The sequence below is a fragment of the Nostoc sp. DSM 114160 genome (assembly GCF_053470305.1).
In genome coordinates, this window is sequence record NZ_JBPFGO010000003.1 from 1,166,736 (window position 1) to 1,190,670 (window position 23,935).

The 23,935-nt window shown below is 41.3% G+C and carries 22 protein-coding genes and 1 pseudogene; 11 read left to right on the forward strand and 12 right to left on the reverse strand.

All coding sequences use genetic code 11. From position 1 onward, the window contains the following. Window positions 1–7: 7 nt before the first annotated feature. The 3 genes from NSTCB13_RS30425 to NSTCB13_RS30435 all read right to left on the reverse strand — a co-directional run bounded on the left by NSTCB13_RS30425 (window position 8) and on the right by NSTCB13_RS30435 (window position 2,621). A complete protein-coding gene (locus NSTCB13_RS30425; protein ID WP_448274784.1) occupies window positions 8–256 on the reverse strand; it encodes a type II toxin-antitoxin system HicB family antitoxin in 249 nt (82 codons plus the stop codon). Between the two features lie 141 nt (window positions 257–397). Next, window positions 398–1,351, reverse strand: coding sequence for a heme o synthase (locus NSTCB13_RS30430; protein ID WP_448274785.1), 954 nt, complete (start codon window positions 1,349–1,351; stop codon window positions 398–400). Window positions 1,352–1,685: 334 nt separating this feature from the next. Further along, on the reverse strand, window positions 1,686–2,621 hold the full coding sequence (locus tag NSTCB13_RS30435; RefSeq protein ID WP_448274786.1) for a COX15/CtaA family protein: 936 nt from the start codon (window positions 2,619–2,621) through the stop codon (window positions 1,686–1,688). A 404-nt stretch (window positions 2,622–3,025) separates the two neighbouring features. Between NSTCB13_RS30435 and NSTCB13_RS30440 the strand changes: the two genes are divergently transcribed. The 6 genes and pseudogenes from NSTCB13_RS30440 to NSTCB13_RS30465 all read left to right on the forward strand — a co-directional run bounded on the left by NSTCB13_RS30440 (window position 3,026) and on the right by NSTCB13_RS30465 (window position 11,096). After that, window positions 3,026–4,117, forward strand: coding sequence for a cytochrome c oxidase subunit II (locus tag NSTCB13_RS30440; RefSeq protein WP_448266348.1), 1,092 nt, complete (start codon window positions 3,026–3,028; stop codon window positions 4,115–4,117). A 144-nt stretch (window positions 4,118–4,261) separates the two neighbouring features. Further along, a complete protein-coding gene (gene ctaD, locus NSTCB13_RS30445) occupies window positions 4,262–5,998 on the forward strand; it encodes a cytochrome c oxidase subunit I (protein WP_445626742.1) in 1,737 nt (578 codons plus the stop codon). A 134-nt stretch (window positions 5,999–6,132) separates the two neighbouring features. Beyond that, window positions 6,133–6,759 (forward strand): cytochrome c oxidase subunit 3, encoded by a 627-nt coding sequence (locus NSTCB13_RS30450; RefSeq protein WP_448274787.1) that lies wholly within the window; start codon window positions 6,133–6,135, stop codon window positions 6,757–6,759. Window positions 6,760–8,605: 1,846 nt separating this feature from the next. Then, window positions 8,606–9,160 (forward strand): hypothetical protein, encoded by a 555-nt coding sequence (locus NSTCB13_RS30455; RefSeq protein ID WP_448274788.1) that lies wholly within the window; start codon window positions 8,606–8,608, stop codon window positions 9,158–9,160. Next, the gene (locus tag NSTCB13_RS30460) at window positions 9,051–9,764 is read left to right on the forward strand and encodes a protein kinase domain-containing protein (protein ID WP_448274789.1); all 714 of its coding nucleotides are present in this window, start codon (window positions 9,051–9,053) and stop codon (window positions 9,762–9,764) included. Before NSTCB13_RS30455 ends, NSTCB13_RS30460 begins: the two co-directional genes overlap by 110 nt. A gap of 257 nt (window positions 9,765–10,021) precedes the next feature. Next, window positions 10,022–11,096: pseudogene (locus NSTCB13_RS30465) on the forward strand (PstS family phosphate ABC transporter substrate-binding protein). 97 nt (window positions 11,097–11,193) lie between these two features. Here NSTCB13_RS30465 and NSTCB13_RS30470 read toward each other — a convergent pair. The 4 genes from NSTCB13_RS30470 to NSTCB13_RS30485 form a co-directional block, all read right to left on the reverse strand. Beyond that, window positions 11,194–11,814: a Uma2 family endonuclease gene (locus NSTCB13_RS30470; RefSeq protein ID WP_448274790.1), complete on the reverse strand. Its 621-nt coding sequence runs from the start codon at window positions 11,812–11,814 to the stop codon at window positions 11,194–11,196. Between the two features lie 90 nt (window positions 11,815–11,904). Then, window positions 11,905–13,668 (reverse strand): tetratricopeptide repeat protein, encoded by a 1,764-nt coding sequence (locus tag NSTCB13_RS30475; RefSeq protein WP_448274791.1) that lies wholly within the window; start codon window positions 13,666–13,668, stop codon window positions 11,905–11,907. Further along, window positions 13,658–14,950 carry an ATP-binding protein gene (locus NSTCB13_RS30480; protein WP_448274792.1) on the reverse strand — a complete coding sequence of 431 codons (1,293 nt, stop codon included), beginning with the start codon at window positions 14,948–14,950 and terminating at the stop codon, window positions 13,658–13,660. Before NSTCB13_RS30480 ends, NSTCB13_RS30475 begins: the two co-directional genes overlap by 11 nt. A 461-nt stretch (window positions 14,951–15,411) precedes the next feature. Further along, window positions 15,412–15,657 (reverse strand): hypothetical protein, encoded by a 246-nt coding sequence (locus tag NSTCB13_RS30485; protein ID WP_448274793.1) that lies wholly within the window; start codon window positions 15,655–15,657, stop codon window positions 15,412–15,414. A 177-nt stretch (window positions 15,658–15,834) separates the two neighbouring features. Here NSTCB13_RS30485 and NSTCB13_RS30490 point away from each other — a divergent pair, with 177 nt between their 5' ends. From NSTCB13_RS30490 to NSTCB13_RS30500, 3 genes are all read left to right on the forward strand, one after another. After that, a complete protein-coding gene (locus NSTCB13_RS30490) occupies window positions 15,835–16,203 on the forward strand; it encodes a hypothetical protein (RefSeq protein ID WP_448274794.1) in 369 nt (122 codons plus the stop codon). A gap of 253 nt (window positions 16,204–16,456) precedes the next feature. Beyond that, the gene (locus NSTCB13_RS30495; RefSeq protein ID WP_448274795.1) at window positions 16,457–16,618 is read left to right on the forward strand and encodes a DUF6888 family protein; all 162 of its coding nucleotides are present in this window, start codon (window positions 16,457–16,459) and stop codon (window positions 16,616–16,618) included. A gap of 8 nt (window positions 16,619–16,626) precedes the next feature. Beyond that, window positions 16,627–16,839 carry a DUF6887 family protein gene (locus NSTCB13_RS30500; protein WP_179073234.1) on the forward strand — a complete coding sequence of 71 codons (213 nt, stop codon included), beginning with the start codon at window positions 16,627–16,629 and terminating at the stop codon, window positions 16,837–16,839. Window positions 16,840–17,027: 188 nt separating this feature from the next. On the opposite strand, the gene NSTCB13_RS30505 is transcribed toward NSTCB13_RS30500, so the two are convergent. The 3 genes from NSTCB13_RS30505 to NSTCB13_RS30515 form a co-directional block, all read right to left on the reverse strand. Further along, window positions 17,028–18,965 carry an SUMF1/EgtB/PvdO family nonheme iron enzyme gene (locus tag NSTCB13_RS30505; protein WP_448274796.1) on the reverse strand — a complete coding sequence of 646 codons (1,938 nt, stop codon included), beginning with the start codon at window positions 18,963–18,965 and terminating at the stop codon, window positions 17,028–17,030. Window positions 18,966–18,969: 4 nt separating this feature from the next. Then, complete coding sequence (locus NSTCB13_RS30510; RefSeq protein ID WP_448274797.1) at window positions 18,970–19,362, reverse strand: Pepco domain-containing protein; 393 nt, start codon at window positions 19,360–19,362, stop codon at window positions 18,970–18,972. Window positions 19,363–19,573: 211 nt separating this feature from the next. Next, window positions 19,574–19,753: a hypothetical protein gene (locus NSTCB13_RS30515; protein WP_448274798.1), complete on the reverse strand. Its 180-nt coding sequence runs from the start codon at window positions 19,751–19,753 to the stop codon at window positions 19,574–19,576. A 53-nt stretch (window positions 19,754–19,806) separates the two neighbouring features. Here NSTCB13_RS30515 and NSTCB13_RS30520 point away from each other — a divergent pair, with 53 nt between their 5' ends. Continuing rightward, entirely contained in the window at window positions 19,807–20,439 is a 633-nt protein-coding gene (locus tag NSTCB13_RS30520; RefSeq protein ID WP_448274799.1) for a transposase, read from the forward strand. On the opposite strand, the gene NSTCB13_RS30525 is transcribed toward NSTCB13_RS30520, so the two are convergent. Together NSTCB13_RS30525 and NSTCB13_RS30530 are read right to left on the reverse strand one after the other, a co-directional pair. Continuing rightward, a complete protein-coding gene (locus NSTCB13_RS30525; protein ID WP_448274800.1) occupies window positions 20,393–20,533 on the reverse strand; it encodes a hypothetical protein in 141 nt (46 codons plus the stop codon). The two genes, NSTCB13_RS30520 and NSTCB13_RS30525, sit on opposite strands and share 47 nt — an antisense overlap. An 11-nt stretch (window positions 20,534–20,544) precedes the next feature. Then, window positions 20,545–22,059 (reverse strand): phenylacetate--CoA ligase family protein, encoded by a 1,515-nt coding sequence (locus tag NSTCB13_RS30530; protein WP_448266364.1) that lies wholly within the window; start codon window positions 22,057–22,059, stop codon window positions 20,545–20,547. A 169-nt stretch (window positions 22,060–22,228) separates the two neighbouring features. On the opposite strand from NSTCB13_RS30530, the gene NSTCB13_RS30535 reads away from it, so the two are divergent. Then, window positions 22,229–23,929, forward strand: coding sequence for a protein kinase domain-containing protein (locus tag NSTCB13_RS30535; RefSeq protein WP_448274801.1), 1,701 nt, complete (start codon window positions 22,229–22,231; stop codon window positions 23,927–23,929). The last annotated feature ends 6 nt before the right edge of the window (window positions 23,930–23,935 follow it).

The following is a 23,935-nucleotide window of genomic DNA, read 5'->3' on the forward strand; positions in this document are numbered from 1 at the left end:
ATATAATTCATAACGTCTCCCATTCATCTCTGCTGATATTAGCTTGACGATTAAGTATTGGTAGAGTATGACCCAAACGCAATCCTAGTACAATCCATCCTTCAAGAGTATCTTGCAAATCCTCCCGGCAAGCTTCTAGTGTTGTAGCGTTTGCCCACACACCTTGACATTCTAGAATTTCGCCGTAGAAAGTTCCATCCTCAAGCAACTCATAAGTTGCTTTGTGCATTGCTGTACGAATGTAATTTGTCAACATTCAGCTTTTTAATCAATTTGGTTATAACTAAAATTTTATTTTTAATCGCAAATACGCAAAACTCTAATTATGTATATTTTTTAATTTCCGAAAATGCGATCGCGCCCCTTTACCAAACGCGATCGCTAAATTTTCTATCCCCTAAACAATAAAATGCAGACGATCGATCGCTGCATTAATTAAATTATGGGTAACGGGAAGACTATCAACTACCATCCCCAGACACAACAGCATCATGTAGGAGATCGAATAGAGAAACAACTCTCTAGCGACAGTGCGATCCTCTGGATTTTGCAACAACCGCCAAGATTTGTGGATAAATAATCCTCCCAGACTGAGGGCGATCGCAGCATAAAGAATTCCACTCGCGCCCAAGGGATAAACCAATAACACGGTTGCCAATACTGTTACCAGCGTGTAGTACCAAATCTGCTTTACAGTTGCCGTAGTACCTTCAATCACAGGTAACATTGGTATCCCAACTTTTGCGTAGTCATCTTTAATCATCAGAGCTAGCGCCCAGAAATGGGGTGGTGTCCATAAAAAGACGATGGCAAAAATCAGCCATGCTGACCAGCTTAATGTCCCCGTGACAGCAGCCCAACCCACTAAAGCCGGAATTGCCCCAGCCGCACCACCAACCACGATATTCTGAGGGGTGTGGCGTTTTAGCCAGTGGGTATAGACCAAAATATAAAAGACGATGCCAGAAAAGGCTAGCGAGGCGGCTAATAAATTGGCAAATACTGCTAGGAGTGTAAAGGAAAGTGTTGCCAGTGCGATCGCAAAAATTAGAGCATCGCGTGGCTGCACCTTACCGGAAGGCATCGGACGATGACGCGTCCGCTCCATGTCATAATCAATATCCCGGTCATAGACACAGTTGATCGTCTGGGCGCTTGCAGCTGCCATTGTGCCACCAGTGAGAGTTACTAGCAACAACAATGGGTCTACTTCTCCCTTAGCAGCAATCCACATACTTCCAGCCGTGGTAATTAAAAGCAACGGAATAATCCGAGGTTTGGTTAGCTGGTAGTAACTTTGAATTACCTGTAAAAATGTTCCGTGGTGGCGAGAGACATTAGTCTCAATCATTTTGGCTCTGGTTCCTTATTTTTCAACAACTTATATGCAGCCCCCGCTCAAGGTGGCTCTTTCAGGCAAACGAAAACACAGATTTTCTGCACCTGCGTGGGTCGCAATACTCGCCGTTGCGCTTTCCATCAGTGCTGTTAGCGGAAGCGGGGCGTTTAGCCCGTGCTGAGTTAGGAGTTAGGAGTTAACAGTAGAGACGCGATTAATCGCGTCTGTACAAGAGTTAGGAGTTAGGAGTTAGGAGTTATTTCTTCCCTTGCTCCCCTTGCTCCCCCTGCTCCCCCTACTCCCCCTGCTCCCCCTACTCCCCCTGCTCCCTCATCTCCTCCATTCCCTACTCAGCACTCAGCACTCGTGACTCAGCACTAACTGAGTCACGCAGTGCGAGAACTGTGAAAGCCACCAAAGTACCCAGCAAAGTAGCTCCTATAGCTTGGTGAGAGACTGTGAGAGGCTCGACTTGGAGGTGTAATTTGAAAGTGGCGAATCCCAACAAGATTTGTAAGGTTAACAACCCACCAGCCATATTTGCCAGTCGCCGTAAGGCTGGATGTAGTGCTGGTGTCCGCCAACAGATAAATACCATTGCCAAGGTTGCTACTGTTGGCGGCACCAAACCAGCAATATGGCTGTACATTACCGTACAAAGTTGAGAACCGCCGAGGCATTGGTGTAGCGCCCAGCGAGAGCCTACCAAAGCACCTAGTAGACTTTGCAGGTAAACCAGAACAGCAGCAGTTAAACCAACCCAAGGCAACTTACCAACGGTTCCAGTCCCCTGATAGGGAGTGAGTGCTGTGCCGATAATCAGGAGGGTGCTAAAAAACAACAGCGCCGTTCCTAAATGAGCGGTAACAATATCAAACCGCAACAGTTCGGTAACGGTGAGTCCCCCCAAGATGCCTTGGAAGACAATTAAAAACAGGGCGAATGTAGATGCCCAAGGCAGCCATTTGGGTAAGAAACGACGATGCCACCAGGACAAACCAAAGAGTGCGATCGCGCTTACACCAATTAAAGCCGCATCCAATCTGTGAAACCACTCCAAAAACACTTGGAGATTCATTTGCTTGGCTGGCACCAGTTCGCCATAGCATAAGGGCCAGTCAGGGCAAGCCAGCCCAGCATTCATCACACGGGTGGCGCTGCCTATTGCCATCAAAATTAAGGTGGCTATGCATATTTTCCACACCAAGCGACGAATCATTTCCTTGGGCTTTTGCTGCTGAAGCGCCGCTTCATTTTGTTGTTGTAGGACAAATTCGCTCATCAATGATACCTTCTGCCCGTTCTTGGTGGCTCTCTTAAAATTTTCAATTTTCTTTTAGCGTCCTATCTTCACCCTAGCGTATAGGCTAAGGTTTTATAGATTAGCACTCACTTATACTTTGAATCACTCCAACAAGGTTTTGCCTGAAGCTTTAGGTATTTTTCAAGATGTGAGAAATTGATGAATGGCAATTAATTTAAACATCCTAAATTTTTCCTTAAATTTTTTTACTGATTTGCATCTATTTTTGGCGTTGTATGATAGTAAACTCATACTCAAAATTAGTAAAATAGCCAAAAAAATTAATAAAAATTTCAGACCTTTCTCGCCCATGTCTGACAGCCTAGACTACCTTAGTAAGTGAGCAGCTTTAAGATAACGTAGTAAATTCAATTAAGTAAGCCGTGAAGATTCCAAGTTCAATCTGGACATTACTCATTGGCATCGTGCTAACGCTCGCTAGCCTTTGGTACGGTCAAAATCACGGTCTGTTGCCAGCAGCAGCCACAGATGAAGCCGTATTGGTGGATGGTCTGTTCAACGCGATGATGGTCGTTTCTACAGGTATATTCCTAATCGTCGAAGGTGTTTTAATTTACTCTGCATTTAAATATCGTCGGCGTGCAGGTGATAATGAAGACGGCCCACCAGTTGAAGGCAATATACCTCTAGAAATTCTCTGGACGGCGATCCCAGCAATTATCGTTATCGGTATTTCTGTTTACAGCTTTGATGTCTACAACGAAATCGGTGGCTTTGATCCCCATGCTATTCATGAAGCGCCGATGATGAATCAGGAGTCGATGAAAATGCCAGGGCATGGGAGTGCAATGGCTGCAACTTTAAACGATACTCCTCCCAGCACCGAACCCAACCTCAATCAAGAAAAATCTGATGAGGCAATGCAAGACCCAGCTACGGCAGCAGTTCGTAATGCTGACCAAATTCCGCAAAAGCGGAATGCCCCAGGTGTCGGTAGTGTTGCCCCGACGATTGGGGGAACTCCTGATAAAGCAGGCAAACCAGCACAATTACAAGTCAACGTCACTGGTCTACAATATGCCTGGATTTTCACCTATCCTGAAACTGGTATAACTACAGGTGAAATGCACGTCCCCATCGGGCGAGAAGTGGAAATCAATATGACCGCCAACGATGTCATCCACGCCTTTTGGGTTCCAGAATTCCGCTTGAAACAAGATGCGATCCCCGGTAGGCAAAGCGAGATTCGCTTCACCCCCAAAACAGCAGGAGACTATACCCTAATCTGTGCTGAACTTTGTGGCCCCTACCACGGTGCGATGAGAGCGCCAATAGTCGTTGAGCCACAAGAAGCCTTTGACAAATGGGTGCAAGAACAACTAGTTGCCAGCAAAGAAACACTAAATCAAGCCGTTGCGGTTAACCCTGCCGATCTATCCCCAAATGAATTTCTCGCCCCTTACACCAAGGACATGGGAATTCAGCCAGAAATCCTCCATCAAGTTCACAAATAGTCATTAGTCATTAGTCATTAGTCATTAGTCATTAGTCATTAGTCACTGGTCATTAGTACTCATACCAATGACAAAGGACAAATGACAAAGGACAAAAGACAAGTGACAAAGGACAAGTGACAAAGGACAAAGGACAAATGACAAATGACCCAAGCTCAAGTGCAAGAAACTGCCAACACCCCTGCTCTTGTTGAGGAGCCAGGGATCAGAAAATGGCAAGACTACTTTAGTTTCAACACCGACCATAAGGTGATTGGGATTCAATACCTAGTCACTACATTCATTTTTTACTGTATCGGTGGCGTAATGGCTGATTTGGTTCGTACAGAACTGCGAACCCCAGAAGTCGATTTCGTCACCCCTGAAGTCTACAACAGCTTATTTACGCTGCACGCCACGATCATGATTTTCTTGTGGATCGTGCCAGCTGGTGCGGGTTTTGCTAACTTCCTCATCCCTTTGATGATTGGGGCAAAGGATATGGCATTTCCGCGCTTGAATGCTGTTGCCTTTTGGATGATTCCCCCTGCGGGTTTATTGTTGATCGTCAGTTTAGTGGTAGGCGATGCACCGGATGCAGGTTGGACTTCCTACCCTCCCCTGAGCTTGGTGACAGGTCAAGTCGGTGAGGGAATTTGGATTATGAGCGTCCTCCTACTAGGTACGTCATCGATTCTAGGAGCAATCAATTTCTTGGTGACATTGCTCAGGATGCGTATCCCCGGTATGGGGGTTCATCAAATGCCGTTGTTCTGCTGGGCGATGTTTGCTACCTCGGCGCTGACTTTGGTATCTACACCAGTGTTAGCAGCTGGTTTAATTTTGCTGGCTTTTGACTTATTCGCAGGAACGACATTTTTTAACCCGACTGGGGGTGGCGACCCAGTTGTGTACCAGCACATGTTCTGGTTTTATTCCCACCCAGCCGTTTACATCATGATTTTGCCTTTCTTTGGGGCAATTTCAGAAATTATCCCGGTGCATTCCCGCAAGCCGATTTTTGGCTATAAAGCGATCGCTTATTCGTCTCTTGCCATTAGCTTTCTGGGGCTAATTGTTTGGGCGCACCACATGTTTACCAGCGGTATCCCCGGTTGGTTGCGGATGTTCTTTATGATCACCACGATGATCATTGCCGTACCTACGGGAATTAAAATATTCAGTTGGCTAGCAACCATGTGGGGCGGAAAAATCCAGCTTAATACTGCCATGTTGTTCGCTATTGGCTTTGTCGGCACCTTTGTCATCGGCGGGATCAGTGGCGTAATGTTGGCAGCAGTGCCTTTTGATATTCATGTCCACGACACCTATTTTGTGGTAGCACACTTACACTACGTGCTCTTTGGCGGTAGCGTGTTAGGGATTTATGCAGGCATTTACCACTGGTTCCCAAAAATGACGGGACGAATGGTGAACGAATTTTGGGGTAAAGTTCACTTTGCCTTAACAATAGTTGGTCTAAATATGACCTTCTTACCAATGCACAAACTGGGATTAATGGGCATGAACCGCCGCGTCGCTCAGTATGACCCCAAATTTACCTTTATCAACGAAATCTGCACTTACGGCGCTTACATACTAGCAGTTTCAACATTTCCCTTCATCATTAATGCGATTTGGAGTTGGTTATACGGCGAAAAAGCTGGTAATAATCCTTGGAGGGCACTTACCTTAGAGTGGATGACTACATCACCACCTGCGATCGAGAATTTCGATCGAACCCCAGTACTAGCTACAGGCCCCTACGACTACGGTTTGGAAAATACTAATGAAGGTGTACCTTTATCCGATCCCAATCCCGTCTTATCTGGCGGGCCCAACTCAGTACTAAGAGCAGAACCCGACTCGGCGGTTGCTGCTAATTCCGAAGACCGGAAATAGAGTTAGGAGTAATGAGTAATGAGTAATGAGTAATGAGTAATGAGTAATTCTCCCCCTGCTCCCTGCTCCCTGCTCCCTGCTCCCTGCTCCCCAGTCTCCAGTCCCCATTCCCCATTCCCCACTGATAAAAATTCATGCAAAGTCAAACTATTGACCCAGCTAAAACCGAACTAAATCATCACCATGCAGCGGAAGCGTCCGTCGGTCATCATGAAGAACATCCAGACCATCGGATGTTTGGGCTAATTGTCTTCCTAATTGCTGAAGGGATGATTTTTATGGGGTTGTTCGGAGCCTATTTGGCTTTCCGTGCTACCTTACCTGCATGGCCGCCAGCAGGTACTCCAGAATTAGAACTTTTGTTACCTGGAGTCAACACCATCAATCTAATTTCTAGTAGTTTTGTCATGCACAATGCCGATACTGCTATCAAAAAGAACGATGCGCGGGGTGCGCAAATCTGGTTAGCAATTACCGCTGCAATGGGTGCTATCTTCTTGGTTGGTCAAGTATATGAATATACCCATTTAGAATTTGGTTTAACTACCAATTTATTTGCTAGTGCATTTTACGTTTTAACTGGTTTCCACGGATTGCACGTGACTATCGGCGTTTTGGCGATTGTTGCTGTGTTGTGGCGATCGCGCCTTCCGGGTCGCTATAGTAACGAAAAGCACTTTGGCATTGAAGCAGCCGAAATCTATTGGCACTTCGTTGACGTAATTTGGATTATTTTGTTCGGATTACTGTATCTACTGTAAGTATTAATTAACTAGTTGTTTAATCCACGCGGACAACTTAATAAGCCCCCACTAGGGGGCTTTTTTAATTAACAGAATAAAAATCTTTGTGAAAATGAGTATAAAGACGTAGAAGTGCTACCCTCATACAACAATACACTTGGGTTAGCCCCAAAAACCTTAGACTTCTTGGCATTTCTGACTTTTGCAAGATGTCCCTTAAACTATATAGGTTGGGGAGCCACTGCGCCCGGTTTCCCGATTTTTACCCCTACGGGGAACCAAGCTACGCTTTTAGCGTTCCTTCGGGTAGCAAGTGGCGTTTGAGGAACGTAGACCCGAAGGGGCTTCTCGAAGAGTAACCTAACATTTGCAGGACTTTGTTGGGTTGCGCTTTTCTTAATCCAACCTACTAGCGTGAAATGCTTAAAATGTTGGGTTTAAAAAACTCACAAAAACCAAAATCTAATCATTAACAGAATTATTCAACCCAATAAATTCAACTTGCCGCACTAGTAAATTTTTTTTGTGTTGCCTTATACAAAGGTTAGAAACATAAATAAGGTATATTTATTAGCTGCCTAAAAAAAGTTATATCAATTCTCTAAAATGAGGCAACACTTTCAAAACCCGAAAGCCATGCCATATAAAACTTTCTTAATTACGAATTGGTATTAAATAAAAATATATAAAAATCAGCTTCGACTATTTATTCCAAGTATTACTTTTGCTAGATGCAACTGAGTGATTGGAAGTGATACAAAAATTAAGTGAAGTCAAAGGTGGGAAAAGTCGGAAAAGTAGGATGTTTTAAAGAAAGTATTGAAGAACCAGTTAATATACTGTAAATTAATGTTATAAGGACTAAGTAAACCAATAAATAAAGAAAGTTCGCAAATTTATACGGATTTAATTTAATAAAATACAGTTCTAATATTTCTTCTAGTCATAAAAGTAGAAGAATTTGAAGTTATTCGAGAGATTGCAAGTATTGTAATTCGTAATTTTGCTTTTTCATTAGACCTTTTGCAAAAACCCTTGAATCACCTCTCCCCAACCCTCCCCTTCATAAGGGAAAGGGGCAATGTTTTAGGTTTTCCCCTAATATATCGGGGGGATTAAGGGGGGTCTATTCGACTTCTGCAAGAGGTCTATTGAAGTATTTGATACCAATTCCAAAAATGTTTACGACAGATACCCAACCTGCGCTGACGCGCACCCTCCCCTTGCTAAGAATAGGTAGGGATGCATTTTTTTAACAATTGGTATGACACATATTAATTGTGGCATTTTATGGAAGCGAATACGCATTAAAGATTTGCCAGAATCATTAGTAGATCGAGATCGTAAAATGTGTGAGTGATTGAAAAGTTGCACCTAACTATCTGAAAAACTTACCCAATCTTTTTTAGTTTTTTCGTCAAACTCACATCGATCTGACAACGCGATCGCAGTTAGTAACGACTACAATCTGATGAAAAATTCTAGCGAACACTTTAATTGCTATTTGTGCCTTTAAATTTCACTGCTCAAGGTTTCGTCAGTAATCAGACTTAGCAGTTAAAAGAATTAACCATCTTAACTCATAAATATTATTCTCTGTCCACAGTAGTTAAATTGTGGACTAGTGTTAAATTTACTTAAGTGGTAATATTATTACAGAAGTATTTCATAAATTAATTTTGTATTAAGATATTTGTAAGGGTATTCAACAAAGCAGTCAAGCAACTAAGCACCAAAGGTATCCAAAGCATAGGTCGCGCGATGGCTAACTGCGGCAAAGATCGGCAAATCTAACGGCAAGCAGTTATTGATAACCTCATTCAAGCTCTGAATGGTCAGTAAATTAAGAAGTAGTATACGCCACATGAGCCAGAACCCTCTAGTCAGAAAAACACTCCGAAGTCGCTTTGAAACTGTCAAAGTGATGGGAAGCGGAGAATCTGGGAATACTTACTTAGTAGGGGGTGCTATAGGTAACAGACATCGCTCCTCTTTAAACAGAAAAACACTTCGGAATCGCTTTGAGATTGTCAAACAGTTAGGAAGTGGCGGTTCTGGTGATACCTACTTGGCCATTGACTTGGATTTACCAGGACAACCTCATTGTGTGGTCAAACATTTCCATCCAAAAGATTCTAACCCTGCTGTTCTACCCATTGCTAAAAAGCTATTCGATCGGGAAGCAGAAGTTTTATACCAGCTAGGCAACAACCACGAGCAAATTCCGAGACTGTTTGCTCATTTTAATGAAAACGGAGATTTCTATTTAGTTCAGGAATATATTGACGGTCATGCCTTGACTCAAGAAATTGTCCCAGGGTCAGCGTCTGAACGAGAATACAGTCGTAAATTTATTAAAAGACATCCTAGAAGTACTGGCTTTCGTCCACCAACACGATATTATTCACCGAGATATTAAGCCTCAAAACTTAATGCGGCGGTACTCCGATCAAAAGATTGTGCTAATTGATTTTGGCAGTATTAAGAAAATTGGTGCTTTGGGAGCAGGCTTAACAATTGCGGTTGGCACTCCTGGCTATATGCCAAGCGAACAGGCTAAGGGAAAGCCAAAACTTTGCAGCGATGTTTATGCAGTCGGGATGATTGGCATCCAAGCTTTAACAGGTTTAATGCCTGAGCAATTACCAGAAGATCCCACTACTGGAGAAGTTATCTGGCGTGACAAGGCAGAGGTAAGTGATGCTCTGGCAAATATTTTAGATACAATGGTTCGCGATCGCTACAACCAGCGTTATCAGTCTGCCACAGAAGCTTTACAAGCGCTTAATTCTGATGTAGCGTTATCACAGTCTTCACAATCTACTGACATCAACCACAAGGCTGATGATATTTATTTGCTAACTTATAGAAACTTTATTTTGCTACTGGGCATTGGTCTTGGTGCAACTACGAGTTTGATAGTAATAATTTTAATCTATACATTCATTAATACGGGGACATCGCTTCCAAACCAACCTACTCCACTAAAGAGTTTTATAGAAAGGTTGAGTTCTCGTCATTAACTAATATAAGTAGTCTACTAGCTAAAATCAGCACATAACAGAAGAATCTCTCAAAGCAATTGCACCATTGCAAAAACTACCAAAGAATAAATTTAATTTCACTAAATTAGAAAAATTAATTATCTAGCAGCAATCATCAAACTGTCTATTAACTAGCTATTACAAATTTAGTTTGAATTTAAATATTTCATGATGACTGTAGAATAAATACTTAGATATTCCTGTAAGATAAATACAATGAAACAATATTTAAAAATATGGACAATACAAATCAAAGAAAAGCTTTAATTAACAGTGAAATCTCCCTCTTTCTGAGAGGTTTGATTATTGGTAAAGTTCTCACACTTATGGTTATTGGCGGATTACTTTGGTGGTTATTGAAGCCAAATTTACCGTCCTCTAACAGCGTTAATTCCTCTAATCAAAATTTAAATCGCATCTCTAAGAATGAATCAACTTTTCAGACAGTTGCTGATGTTCCCACTGCATCATTCAACTACGGAGGTAGTACCGCTTGGGCATCTATTCGGCAATTGGTAGATTCTCAGATCCAGAGCGATCGCCCGGAACTACGATTAAGCTACGTAAACCCTGTTAATGGTAGTCCTGGTTCTAGCTCTGGCATTCGGATGTTGCTTGATGGGAAAATAGACTTTGCTCAATCCTCCCGTCCGCTCACGAATGAAGAACAAGCTATGGCAAAAGAGCGAGGCTTCACCCTTGAACAACGCCAAGTGGGTAAAGATGGGATAGCAGTGGTAGTGAACCCATCACTCAATGTGCCTGGTTTAACTGTCGACCAATTGCAGCAAATTTATTTGGGTAAAATTACTAACTGGAATCAAGTCGGCGGGCCAAATCTACCCATCACAGCTTTTTCGCAACGACCAGAAGACGCAGATACAGTAATATTTCCTAACAATAGTGACTTAAAAGGGCAAGCATTTGGCTCTAATGTGCAATATGTCTACTCGGCTACAGAGGCAGTGCGCCAAGTCAGTAAAACCCCTGGTGGTGTGTATTATGCTTCTGCCCGTTCGGTAGTCTTTCAATGTAGCGTGAAGGCTTTACCATTGGGTCAGACTTCCGATCGGCTAATTACCCCCTATCAAACGCCGATGGTTTCGCCTGAACAGTGTCCGCGTCAGCGCAACCAACTAAATACTCAGGCGATCGAAAATGGCAGCTATCCGATGATTGCTAATTTGTTTGTGATTATTAAGCAGAATAAAGGACGGGAACAGCAGATTGGAAATGCTTATGCCAATCTTTTATTAACTGACCCAAGGGCAAAGAGCAATTGAGAAAGCTGGTTTCGTTGGCGTTCGCTAGTAGATTTATTTGAAGGACAATTGAGCAAGCTTTCCAGAGATACCCGACTTGTTTAAGAGGTCGGGTATCTATAAGTATGACTTGTGTGCGATCGCGGCTAGAACTGGGAACTACCAGCTTGCAGAATCTGTTGAGCAATCAGGTTTAGTTCGGGAAAAATAGGTGATACGATGTGGTCATCGCCTCTAAATTGGGTAACTCGGTATTCACCGTCAACTAATTGGTAGATAGAGATAGTGGGTTGTTTAGGATTACCGATAAACTTTTTACCACCGATAGCTAAATAATCAACAATCCAATATTCTTTTATCCCTATTTGTTCATATTCACCTAGCTTTTTATAATAATCATCCCGCCAGTTAGTACTAACAACTTCAATTACTAAAGGGATAGAATCGGCAAACTCAACCGTAGAATATTTCTGCCAAAGTGGCTCTAATTTTAAAGCAGGGCGGTTGAGTAATAGCAAGTCTGGAGAATAGCAAGACTGACTAATAGCAGATTTAACTAATGCTGTTTTTGGGATGAAATAAGGTAGACCATTGCGAACGTACTCAACTGCAATTTTTTCAACCAAAAACCCGACGATATCTTCATGGTCTCCTACTGGTTGTGCTATTTCAACAATCACGCCATCATGTAATTCATACCTTCCACCTTCAGGGCGGCAGGCTGTAAAATCTTCAAAGGTTACTAATTTGGGTATAGCTTGAGTCATAAATTGTTTATCTTAGCTGATATATTGCGAACATTTCTAGTCATTGTTATTAGGTTTTTCATTACAGATTATTCAAATCGCTACTTTCTTTTAATTATTCTGGATTGCTGTAGTAAGTTTATCTAAATTTTGACGAATATTGACACTGCGAATATGATTCACACCCCACACTCGTTCGCAAATATCTAAAGCTTGCAAATACAGCGGTTCTGCTTCACCGTAACGTCCTGTTTCACGATAAATTTCTGCCAGATTATTCAGACTTTCGGCAACATTGGGATGATTTTCTCCCAATAGGTGCTTATCAAGCTCTAAGGCTTTTATACATAAGGGTTCCGCTTCATTGTAACGCCCCTGTTCCCTGTACATATAACCAAGAGCATAGATCGTATCTGCTAATAGTGGATGCGCTTTTTGTAATACACGCTGCTTGAGTTCTAATGACTGCAAAAACAAAGATTCCGCTTCACTGTAGCGTCCTTGAGCGCGGTATATTAAACCTAAATTGTGCAAATCTGTGGCAACATCAGGATTTTCTTCTCCTAAAAATCGCTTATCTAATTCTATTGCTTGTTGCGATAAAGGTTCAGCTTCACTGTAGCGTCCTTGATGATAATAAAGTAGCGCTAAATTATTCAGTATCAGAGCAAAAGAAAGATGATTTTCACCCAGCAGACGTTTTTCGAGTTCTAATGATTGCAAATACAGAGGTTCTGCTTCGTCATAACGTCCTTGTTCATCATATAGTAATGCCAAATTGTTCAGACTGGCAGCGACATCGGCATGGTTTTCTCCTAACAATCCTTTCCTCAGTTCTAAAGCTTGTTGATATAGAAGTTCTGCTTTACTATATTGTCCAGTAGATTTATAAAGTCCTGCCAAATTATTCAGGCTAGTAGCAAAAGCCGGATGATTTTCTCCTAACAGGCGTTTTCTCACTTCTAAAGCTTGTTTATATAAGGGTTCGGCTTCGCTGTAGTTTCCTGTTGCACGATATATTCCTGCTAAATTGTTGAGGCTATTAGCTAAGTCTATCTGCAAACCCAATTCATTTTGTAACTCACTCGCCTGACGCAAATATTTAATTGCTAATTCCTGTTCTTCTTGATAATTTTGAGATTCACCCCGATCTAATCTGCTGTGGTAAATATCGCCTAATCTTGAGTATAAGGTAGCCAAGGTGGGGTCTTTAGTTCCCCGTTCTTGTTCTACTTTCTCAATTAACCTTTGTAAATCTTGAATGGGTAAGAAAAAGCGATTAGTTTCATTAGTATCTGTGCTAGCTAATTCTGTATCTCGAAAAACAAAGCGGATATTTTCTAATTCTTTACCAGGAATAGCATTTGTCTTTTGAGATTCAAACCGAAATACACCGTTGCGCCAACTCCAAAAATCAGGAGCTTTTTTAATTAGGTTGACTAAAATTTGATTAGTTACCCAAAGCACGATCGCAAATGGAAATTCGCGCAATCCTTCCCTTGTCCACTGTAAGTAACCAAAAAATTTCTCCTGTTCCGATTGCTCATTTCCTAACCTGAGAAAATACAATTGTTCAGCACCCGTCACAGTAATTACCGCCGGGTTTTGCTGACGGAGATATTCTTCTTGTTGTACTAGTTGGTTAAGAGCAGCTTTCAGGCTAGGTTCCTGACGTGCTAAAGTTACTCGATATGCACTGAAGGCTGGTTGTAATTCAGCTTCATATTGAGTAATTATCTCATCGCGAAAGCTAGCATCATCGCAAACCGCAATCAGTAAATTTAATCCCCGCTTTTGAGCTTCAATAGAAACAATTAAATCATCATAGGCATCCTGATTTGCTCCTTCATCATCTAATAATTCTTCATTTAACATTAATGGCTCCCTGTCTTCTCAAGCTTTCGATAATAATGGGATGAACATCATACCAAGTTTCATCAGTGCGATATTCTAGAACATATAGTCCATGTAACAAATCTAAAAACTCTGCTTGTTTGGGGTCGTTGGGCATAAATTGTTCATACACACTCTGCAAAATATCGATATCAGTTTTTCCTAACCGGATCGAAAAATCATTGCGAATTTTATTGATTGCTTGCAAAAGAATTTTATCATCAATAATAACTTTGGCTGAAGGATTTCGCCGGATAGATCGCAAACATATACGGCAACATTCCTTAGAAATCCGAATTAATTCTCGTAGTACGCCACCACTGTAAATTACGATTTTTTCAGCCGTATCTGCTGCGATTAATTCATTAGGAATCCGCTTTTGTAAAACTTCACCGAGAATCTTTGTTGCTTCTGGGCGAGGTTGGGCATTTGGGAAGCGATTTTTCCCTTTATCAAATATTTTTAATACAGGCATTGCCACAACTTGATCGTTGGTTTCGGTGGCAATTATTGTGCTAATAAATGTTTCTCGAAGGACTGCGATCGGGATAGTGTAGATAATTTGAAAGTTAGGTTGGCAAAGAGCTTTAATGTTATCTCGATAAATTTCGTTAACTCTGCCTAAATCCAGTTTATCTAAATCATCAATAATTACTAAAACGTTTTGTTTAGTTGCAGCTTGAATTAAAGCAGCGATTTCGTTAATTCTGGCAACTAAATCTGATAACTTGCGTTCAAATTCTTGCTTGATTTCATCCCGAACGCTAGCATCAGCTTTTAATTTAGAGCTAATCAACTTTAAAAGGTCAAAACCTATACTTACTTCTGCTTGCAAATTGGATTCTTCAGTACGAGTGCGGGTAGCGAACCACTTATAAAGAGCTTCTTTAGTAGATTGCGGAATATCAACTTTGCGAGCTTCTGCCTCTGTCATTAAATTAACTGCGATCGCAAACAGTATATTAATATGATTAACCGCCGACATTTCAATTTTATCGGCAATAGAAAACAGAACTACAAAATATTTATTTTGAATTTGTCGGCTAAATTCAGCTAACAAAGTAGACTTACCACATCCCCGATGTCCTGTAAAGACAATTTTGCCATCTCCATTAGGGCTATCTTCTACTAATTGGTTCAGGTCTGCAATCAAATCATCACCATATTCGACTCGAAATCTTTCCATTTCGTTCCGTTCCATTAACGGAAACAGTTCGAGATTGCTGTATGCTTCTTGAAAGGAGTTTAATAAGTCTTGAGACATTGGATAGTACTGTTAACGTGCTAACTATTCATATAATGGCTCATGATTTTTGAAGCACAAGTTTAGGTCATGTCTAGGATAGAGTATGCCTACATAACTTCTCAAATTTCGTTAATAAATAACTACTAAGTGAGTGGTATGTTATGTCTTAAAAAGAGATCCCTTAATTCCCAAACTTCAACCTATAATGAGTAATAGAGGTTAATAATCAATAAGACTGAATGATAGATTATACATTCGATAATTCAGACTGAATGATAGATTATACAGATAACATCCTAAAAGTTACTTAACATATAAATAAAATAAAATTTTCAGTTATAAAAATAAATTTTTAGTGTGCTTAGTCTCATCCCCCTCTAGCCGATGCGATAGTAGCTGTTGTTACTATTAGTTAGTAGTCTGTCAAAGAATAATTGACGAGTACATTCTTTGTAGAGACGGCGATTTATCGCGTCTCTCTAACGTGTCAGTTTTTTAGACGCGATAAATTGCGTCCTTACATGAGATACCGCGACTTCAAAACCAGCTTTTGCGACTTCAAAACCAGCATTTGCGACTTCAAAACTAGCTTTTGCGACTTCAAAACCAGCTTTTGTGACATCAAAACCAGCTTTTGCGACATCAAAACCAGCTTTTGCGACTCCAAAACAAGCTTTTGCGACATCAAAACAAGCTTTTGCGACTTCAAAACCAGCTTTTCTCAACGAATTTCAGCAAATATACCCGCATCTATCTAGTTGGCTAATGCCATCCAATGCTTTTATAATTCTGTAACTTCACTGTGGCTAGTGCATCTGCTTGTTGCGTATTGTGATGATATATAAATAACTCAGTGTATAAAGTCCGGGTTATTTATAAATAAATCCAAATAGGAAAACTATATGACGCAACGCAAACGAAACTCCATGTCGCTGACCAAAGCTGAACGACGGATTGAAGGAATGCAGACAATTAACCCTGAGTTAGACTTTAGTAATGGGTTTTCAATTGCTACTTACAACACCAAAGTAATTGAGTTACGAGAAAAGCTAGCCGCTTATAATCAAGCACAAACAGTAGTAAATAAGACACACAATGCATTGATAGAAGCAGAACGTGAGTTGAATACTTATTCTGAGCAAATGCTGTTAAACGTTGCATCTTGCTATGGCAAATATAGTGATGAATATGAGATGGCTGGTGGAACGCGCAGGTCAGACCGCAAGAAACCACGCCCAGTAGTAAACCAAACAGTGGCATCTGTGAAGTGATTGTTTGGACTCGCCGTTTCTTTAGATAAGGGTGCGTTGACCTTTGTGACAACGCACCATTAAATAATTCGTAATTCGTAATGGGCTACGCTAACGTAATTCGTAATTAAGTTTTATGACGGGTATTTAGATTCGATATTTGATGGCGAGATTGAAAAACACTGCCTTATCAATTTACAACATAGATAATTTGATATTTTTCCCTTACCTGCTATTCTGATTCCAAGCTATGCGGTTATGAGGTATACAAATCTTGCCAACTGCTGAACAAGGCATCAGGTGTGTCATAGTATGTCAATCTTTGACCAATACATTCACTCCTATTTACATTATCCGCCTTGATGAGCAAACAGGTAATGTGTTTATTTTGGCAGGAGATAACATAGAGGTAGAAATCTATCGCAATGGTCTTTAGAGGTTCTTGTGATTGAGCCAGAATTTAGCAGCATGAGCAAAACCGAGTTAAGAGCCTTCGTCATTGCTCACCCCGACAACAAAGCAGCGTTTCGTGCTTTTGTTGACCGCTTTACATCTGAAGCATCTCCAGAGACTTTTGACATCCCAAAATCGAATGCTGAGATTGAGGAAGTGGAAATTTTGATTAGACAAAAATTAGAACAATTAAAAATGAGCTAGATTTTAGAAGTTTCTTTTAAATATTGCAGAATTAATTGAGTCGAACAACTGTTCGGTTTTGCAACCTACCAAGCTATCCGACTCGGTTTTATATTCGGAGGTTGTCGCCTTCCTCGCTGGTTCAGGTCTGGACTCCCTGGTGTACGCTCGATAAATTCCTACTTCTCAACTCTGACTTTGGGGAGTATTCACGCTACAGCCACCACGCGAAAACCAATACTGCCGTAACGATACGAGCGCGTATACCCAATGCGATAGGCAGAACGGCAATTCTTGGCAACGCTGATAAAACCACTACCACGCAACAGTCTTATGTTATTATCTTTATCAGTCAGCCACGCACTACCATCTTTTGGCGCACTCAGGTAATTGTCATTATATACATCTAGACACCATTCTGATACATTACCATGCATATCGTATAAACCGAAAGAGTTTGGCGGAAATTTTCCTACATCTGTTGTTTGTTGACGATATTCCCCTTTTGGTGCAGAGCCGTAAGGATACTCACCGTTGTAGTTAACTAAATTTGTGGTAATCGTTTTACCAAAATAAAATGGTGTAGTTGTTCCCGCACGACAAGCATATTCCCATTCAGCTTCACTGGGTAGTCGATAGGTTTTTCCTGTCTTTTGGCTCAATTTTTTACAAAATTCTACTGCATCATCCCAACTCACCTGTTCTACAGGTCGTTTCTCACCTTTGAAGTTGGAAGGATTACTACCCGTAATTGCTTTATACTGTGCCTGGGTAATTTCATACTTACCCATGAAGAACCCAGGTACTTTTACCTGATGCTGTGGACTTTCATCTTTATTTCTCTCTGCTTCTCCTTCCGGTGAACCCATCATAAAGGTTCCCCCTGGTATCTTCACCATTGTTAGGGTAATACTATTTCCTAAGTCTTCAACAAATGAATTAGATGGGTAAGAACGTGGTACTACAATTGTCAAACCCAACCCAGCAATTGCAAACCCAGTAGTGTTAATTACACGTCGTCGTGACCAGTTAGGCAATATTAGGTTTTTTGATGGCGAAGAAGGTTTTGAAATTGTAGATGCTGGAAATTGTCCTGCACCAGAAGTCTGAGTATTATTAATCGGGGATGGTGGGGTTGGCTTGGGAGTTGGAATTTGAAAAGGTCTATTTATAGGTGTATTTGTGGCTGACTTAGATCCTTGTGGAATTGTTTGCTGAGGTAAATCAGGAATTGCAGAACTATTTCGCAACCGTTCAATTCTTTGTAAACTTCTCACCGCCTCCATATCTTGCCCTGAAGCCGCAGCTAATACCCGAATCCATAATTGCTCTGCTAAATCTAAATTCCTGTTTACTTCTGCTTGGTAAGCATCGTTTTTCAACGTGGCGATATCTGCTAGGGTTGCATATCGTGGCACAAGTATTAGGTGAGATTTATTCACAGGTTCAGCAATCACATAAGGCGTTTGCCTTGTATTCTTATACTGGCGAACCAGTTCAGGCACGCGAAACTTAAGATATTGCTCCAATCGTTCAACAGTAGCGCATTGACCTTTAATTCCTAACCCTTCTAGTAACGCAGTTGTAAAAGCACCTTGTTGTAAAGCTTCAATTTCATAAGAATACTGCTGGGGAATACAAGAAAAAATGCTGATGACTCCTTGTTGACGTGCTTCTTCTGCGGTTTGTCGCCCAATTCCTTCACCTGTTTTTTTACCTTCATTGCGACAAGCATCCAGAATCAAGACAACATTATCAGCACCGCAGCGACGCAGACGTTCACTCACAAAGTTAATCGCAATTGCCGTGTTTTCAATATCCTCTGGATCGCCATCACAGGGCATGAGATAATCACGGTCAGCGTATCTTATCCCATGACCACTGAAGAAAAACCAGAAATTATCCCCTGCTCCCATAAAGGGATTCTCAAATAACTGCCGTAAAATTCGCAGCAAATTAGTGCGAGTTGGGCGGGTTGATTTTCCAGCAACATCAGGGGAGTCATCAGAGAAGAAGAATATCCGCTCAAATCCGGCTTCATTCGCCAGAAACTCCTGCATTAACTGTGCATCCCGCTTGGCATAGTTTAGCGGTTGCAGATAATCATACTGGTTAATTCCGATCGCGATCGCCCAATTTTTTGCCATCTCATTATGGTTCTTGGCGCTTGAACTTCAGCTTAATTGCTCCTTTACTCCCAGCTTTAGCACCATTGCCAATTAATTTAACTTCTCCTTCGGCACTAATTTCTACCGACAACTCAATTTCATCTAGCTGCATCTTGGAGTTGACTTTTGCTTGCTGTTGGGCTTGACTAAACAAATTCCCCACAACTTTGAGAAAGTGAGTCATATTTTGCTCTAATGTTTGAGCGCTAACCTTAACCGCATCTCCTACGCCTTTGCTACCAATACTTTCCCTGATAGCTTCGTCTCCCCAACCGCGTGTATTACCACTCCCGCCTTTAGCACCGTCAGGAATCGATATTTGCGGCGTTTCATCGGTAACAATCCAAATGCCGTCGTCTTGAGGTGTTTCTGACATATCACTTTAAATATTTAGATGAAATTTTCCCATAAATACAGATACAACGGTAGAGATAGCGATTCCGATTATTAAGAAGTTTCAGTTACCCTGAAATTTCACTGAATATCTTGGATATTGTACCAAATACCATAGAGATGCCGAAATGTAGAAGCAGCAATCCCTTGCAAAGACGCGATTCATCCCATCTCGTAAGCGTCTCGTAAATCTATCACGTCCGATCTTTCCGCAATCCAGGGAATGCATCGCCCCTAATAAAACAGATATCGTAAACAGAATGAAAATGCGATCGTTTTTGCGATCGCCCCCTTGTAGAGACGCGATTCATCGCGTCTTCTTCCTTCCCATCATTTACATAGCGCGAATAATTCCGAGTTTTTTGGGTTGGCAATTACATCAATGCAAAGCAATAATTGCAGAAATTTTGATATCAAAGATGTAATTATGAATCATTACGATCCTCAACCACAAAACAACAAACCCAAATACAAAGGTAAATATCGAATTGATTCAACACGCTTACCAGCATGGAGTTATGCCAGCAATGCCGGATATTTCGTTACTATTTGCACCGACGCTAAAAAATGCTTTTTTGGTGATATTGTAGAGGGTGAAATGCAGCGATCGCTAATTGGAGAAATTGCTCATAAATTGTGGTACGAGATTCCTAATTATTTTTCTAATTGCCAGATAGATTCGTTTTGTGTCATGCCTAATCATATTCATGGAATTTTGATTATTAATCAAATACGAGAAGGAGACGCGATGAATCCACGAACACAGGAAGAAGACGCGATTCATCGCGTCTCTACAAGGGGGGATATGCAACGAGGTGGGGTTACTGGGTTATTTAACCCGATGTTGTCTAAAAATTCCCTTTCTAAAATTATTAGATGGTACAAAGGACGATGTACATTTGAAATTAATCAAATTTATGAAGGTTTTGGGTGGCAAGAAAGGTTTCATGACAATATAATTCGCAACCAATTCGCCCTCGATCAAATTAGACAATATATTATCAATAACCCAATTAATTGGGAAAGCGATCGCGAACAACCACCCCATCCCCCCTTGTAGAGACGCGATTCATCGCGTCTTTTTCCTGTGTTTGATTCATCGCATCTTCTTCCTGTGTTCGATTCATCGCGTCTTCTTCCTGTATTCGATTCATCGCGTCTTATACTATTGACGCGTATACCGATGTTTCACCCCAATCGGGAAATATTCAAAATCCCCCATTGGAGCTAATGTAACCTGTGGTGTTTGATATTCTACGGGAACATAATTAGCAAACTCACTATTGAGACGTAACAATTGTGAAAGAATAGAAGAAGCGATCGCAAGTCTTTGGGCTTCATTACCCTCTACCCCTACAGCTAATTCCACAACTACAGATAAAAATCGGTTTTTATCAGCATCTTCTTTCACCTGCAACACGAATTTACCCGTCACCCATTCTTGAATTCCTGGTTGTTCTAATCCCACCGTCACATTTTCGGGATAGATATTTGCGCCAAAGTAGGAAACTGTAAAGTTAGAACGTCCAAAGACATAAACAAAAGGTAGCTGATGAATACCTCTTGGTGATTCTTGAGTATCGAAACGGAGATTTTCCAACGGGTTAAATCCCCATTCTGCTAAAAATTGCAGCATGGCATCATAACTAATTATCCCACCAGTATCCAAGATGTCATAACGCACTAAGGGAATACCATTATCTCCCGAAAACAGCAATCCGCCATCTTGAACTTCAAAAAAGCGAGTGAAAGGATCGTATTGTACTAGCGTGGGTAAACGCGATTCCCCAAATAAAGTTCTAGCTGCATCGGGATTTTCTGCCAAAAAACGGCGAATACAGATACTTAACGGGGTTTCATTACCCAAAACTCCCGCATCCGCAGTGCCGTAAAGTGATGCAAAATCATAACAAGGATTTCGCGAACCAACTCTTTCGCCAACTAAACTCCGCCATTCTTCACTAAATACTTCTCCCGCCATGACTAATTTAATCTGATATTGCTGCCACTCCACCCCACGAGCGATACCAGTGTCAATCACATCTTTTAAAAATGGCGGGTATCCTAATAACACGACTTGCTCAAAACCTGAACCAAGTTCTTGGACAACTCGCAAGATTTCTTCTTTGTTGTTACCAGGAGTAATTACAGTGATGGGATAACCTTTGCTAGCAAGATAACGACAGCAATTAGTGGTAAACATTCCACCTACCCAAGTGCCTAAAGTGAAACAAATCACTGCTAGGGTACGTCTGGTATCTGCATAGAAACTATCGTGAAAAATCTGTTCAAAGCGTGTGGCGATTTGGAGTTCATCTGTGAAAAAACGAGGCCAAAATGTCGGTTTCCCACTGGAACCTGATGAAGCAGCTATCATGTCGCACGCTTGGAGTTGTCCGTTGCGGCACAAGTCAGCTAGAGGATAACGCAGTATATAATTTTGTTTAGCGATCGCTGGTAGTTTTTGAAACTGCTCTAAGGTTTGAATAGTCGCGGGATTAATTTCCCTTTCTGCTAAAAACGCCTTGTAGGCTGGTACATTCGCCGCCACATCGTGAAATAAACTCAAAGCTGCTGAAGTTTGAGTGTTGAGATGCCTTTGCAGTAGAGTTTCTAGGGGGGTAGACAAAAAATCTTCAAATGCTTTAATTACTTGCTGCTGTCTTGATTTGCCGTTCATGACACTTGCTTATTTATCCTGAAGTAGAACCAACACCGTTTAAAATAATTCGTAATTCGTAATACTCGCCTTCATGCGAGAAGCAAGCTACGTAATTCGTAGAATATCCGAAAATGAAGGTATGTGCGTTGTAGTCATTAAATAAAACCTTAATTTATCCTTCAGCACCATGCAGCTCTATTGCAGTAAACAACACACAAATAATGGTAGTAACCGCTTTTGCACCCATTGTGGCGAACCATTACCTCTTGCTGTGGGACAGGTTGTGGATAATCGCTATCAAATTATCCGTCATCTAGGACAGGGTGGTTTTGGACGCACCTATTTGGCGGAAGATATCAATAAATCCCATCAAACCTGTGTGCTGAAGGAATTTGCACCCCAAGTACAAGAAAATCAAGATTTACAAAAAGCTAAAGAGTTATTTGAGAGAGAAGCTAATGTCCTAAAAAAACTCCAGCATCCACAGATTCCCCGTTTTCACGCCTCGTTACAAGTGAAGATAGGTACTAAAGATTTTTTCTTTTTAGTGCAAGATTATGTGGATGGTGAGAATTACTACCAGTTATTAGAACAGCGTGAAAGTCAAGGAAAAACCTTTAGTGAAGAGGAAGTAATCACCCTCCTGCAACAAATTTTACCTGTATTATCATACATCCACTCACAAGATGTAATTCACCGCGATATCTCTCCCGATAATCTAATTTGGCGGCGTTCTGATAATCTACCAGTACTAATTGATTTTGGTGGCGTCAAGCAATTGCCAGCTTCTCAAGGTTTTTGGCGTACCAAGTTGGCTGAAAATAATACTTTACTGGGTAAAAAAGGTTACGCTCCCGAAGAACAGCTACGGCAGGGAAAAGCATTTTTTAGTAGCGATTTATATTCTTTAGCGGTGACATCACTGGTGTTACTCACAGGTCAAGAACCGCAGAAACTATACGACAGCTATCAGGGAATTTGGAGGTGGGGAAAAGAAATCCAAGTTAGTCCCAAACTAGAAACAGTGTTAAAAAAGATGCTGGCTTATCGACCGAGCGATCGCTACCAACGAGCCGAGCAAATCCTCAGAGATTTACCATCGCCAACTGCAACTAAATCTTCAGGTAATTATATTACCACCAAGATCAAGACGATGGTAGTTGCTCCGGGAAGACAACGCGCCAGTGCTGTTATGAGCAGATTTCAGAGGCAAACGCAAGCAATTGTTAAACCGGCATCTTTCCCTGTTTGGATTCGCCCTTTTGTGATGAGTTTAGGGGGAACGGCTTTAGTTGTTTTAACTGGCGCAGGTGCTTGGGCGGTAGTAAATGCAGTGATTAAGAGTGTAACTTCAATTACTATTCCATCAATTTCATTACCGCAAATCCCCCAGTTTCCCAATCCCAGCGGTAAACCAGTCGGCGACAAAGAAAAAAATAGCGACCTCCAGAAAATTATCAGTCGTCGTCAAGACCTAAAAATTACCGAAGGATTTTTTATTCGCACAGTAGACGATTTATTTTATACAAAAAAACCAGAATTAAAGGGACGTAGCTTGACATCTAAACCTGAAGATGCTGGTTTACGAGATGAATGGTCTGATATCGCCGATAATTTATTAGATAAACTAGAACAGGCTGACCTCAGTACAGCAGCTCGTCGGAAATTAGGAAACTATAGTCAAAAAGATTACGATACATGGAGACGACAAGCGCGATCGGGGCAGTTTGGGAACTATACAATCGATCAATTGACCAAAGACACAAATGAAAAATTCGATCGCTTGTTTCCCGATCAACAGCGTAAGAAACTAAATCAACAGACTTTTGGTCAAATTTGGTATGCGATCGCAGCCGATCGAGTCAGTAAAGTACAATCTGGCAAATAAGGCGAC

What these genes read in the sequence shown, in the direction of transcription:
- NSTCB13_RS30425 (WP_448274784.1), bottom strand. Translation starts at nt 256, where the DNA reads ATGTTGACAAATTACATTCGTACAGCAATGCACAAAGCAACTTATGAG.
- NSTCB13_RS30430 (WP_448274785.1), bottom strand. Translation starts at nt 1,351, where the DNA reads ATGATTGAGACTAATGTCTCTCGCCACCACGGAACATTTTTACAGGTA.
- NSTCB13_RS30435 (WP_448274786.1), bottom strand. Translation starts at nt 2,621, where the DNA reads ATGAGCGAATTTGTCCTACAACAACAAAATGAAGCGGCGCTTCAGCAG.
- ctaD (WP_445626742.1), top strand. Translation starts at nt 4,262, where the DNA reads ATGACCCAAGCTCAAGTGCAAGAAACTGCCAACACCCCTGCTCTTGTT.
- NSTCB13_RS30450 (WP_448274787.1), top strand. Translation starts at nt 6,133, where the DNA reads ATGCAAAGTCAAACTATTGACCCAGCTAAAACCGAACTAAATCATCAC.
- NSTCB13_RS30455 (WP_448274788.1), top strand. Translation starts at nt 8,606, where the DNA reads ATGAGCCAGAACCCTCTAGTCAGAAAAACACTCCGAAGTCGCTTTGAA.
- NSTCB13_RS30470 (WP_448274790.1), bottom strand. Translation starts at nt 11,814, where the DNA reads ATGACTCAAGCTATACCCAAATTAGTAACCTTTGAAGATTTTACAGCC.
- NSTCB13_RS30475 (WP_448274791.1), bottom strand. Translation starts at nt 13,668, where the DNA reads ATGTTAAATGAAGAATTATTAGATGATGAAGGAGCAAATCAGGATGCC.
- NSTCB13_RS30480 (WP_448274792.1), bottom strand. Translation starts at nt 14,950, where the DNA reads ATGTCTCAAGACTTATTAAACTCCTTTCAAGAAGCATACAGCAATCTC.
- NSTCB13_RS30490 (WP_448274794.1), top strand. Translation starts at nt 15,835, where the DNA reads ATGACGCAACGCAAACGAAACTCCATGTCGCTGACCAAAGCTGAACGA.
- NSTCB13_RS30505 (WP_448274796.1), bottom strand. Translation starts at nt 18,965, where the DNA reads ATGGCAAAAAATTGGGCGATCGCGATCGGAATTAACCAGTATGATTAT.
- NSTCB13_RS30510 (WP_448274797.1), bottom strand. Translation starts at nt 19,362, where the DNA reads ATGTCAGAAACACCTCAAGACGACGGCATTTGGATTGTTACCGATGAA.
- NSTCB13_RS30520 (WP_448274799.1), top strand. Translation starts at nt 19,807, where the DNA reads ATGAATCATTACGATCCTCAACCACAAAACAACAAACCCAAATACAAA.
- NSTCB13_RS30525 (WP_448274800.1), bottom strand. Translation starts at nt 20,533, where the DNA reads ATGAATCGAATACAGGAAGAAGACGCGATGAATCGAACACAGGAAGAA.
- NSTCB13_RS30530 (WP_448266364.1), bottom strand. Translation starts at nt 22,059, where the DNA reads ATGAACGGCAAATCAAGACAGCAGCAAGTAATTAAAGCATTTGAAGAT.
- NSTCB13_RS30535 (WP_448274801.1), top strand. Translation starts at nt 22,229, where the DNA reads ATGCAGCTCTATTGCAGTAAACAACACACAAATAATGGTAGTAACCGC.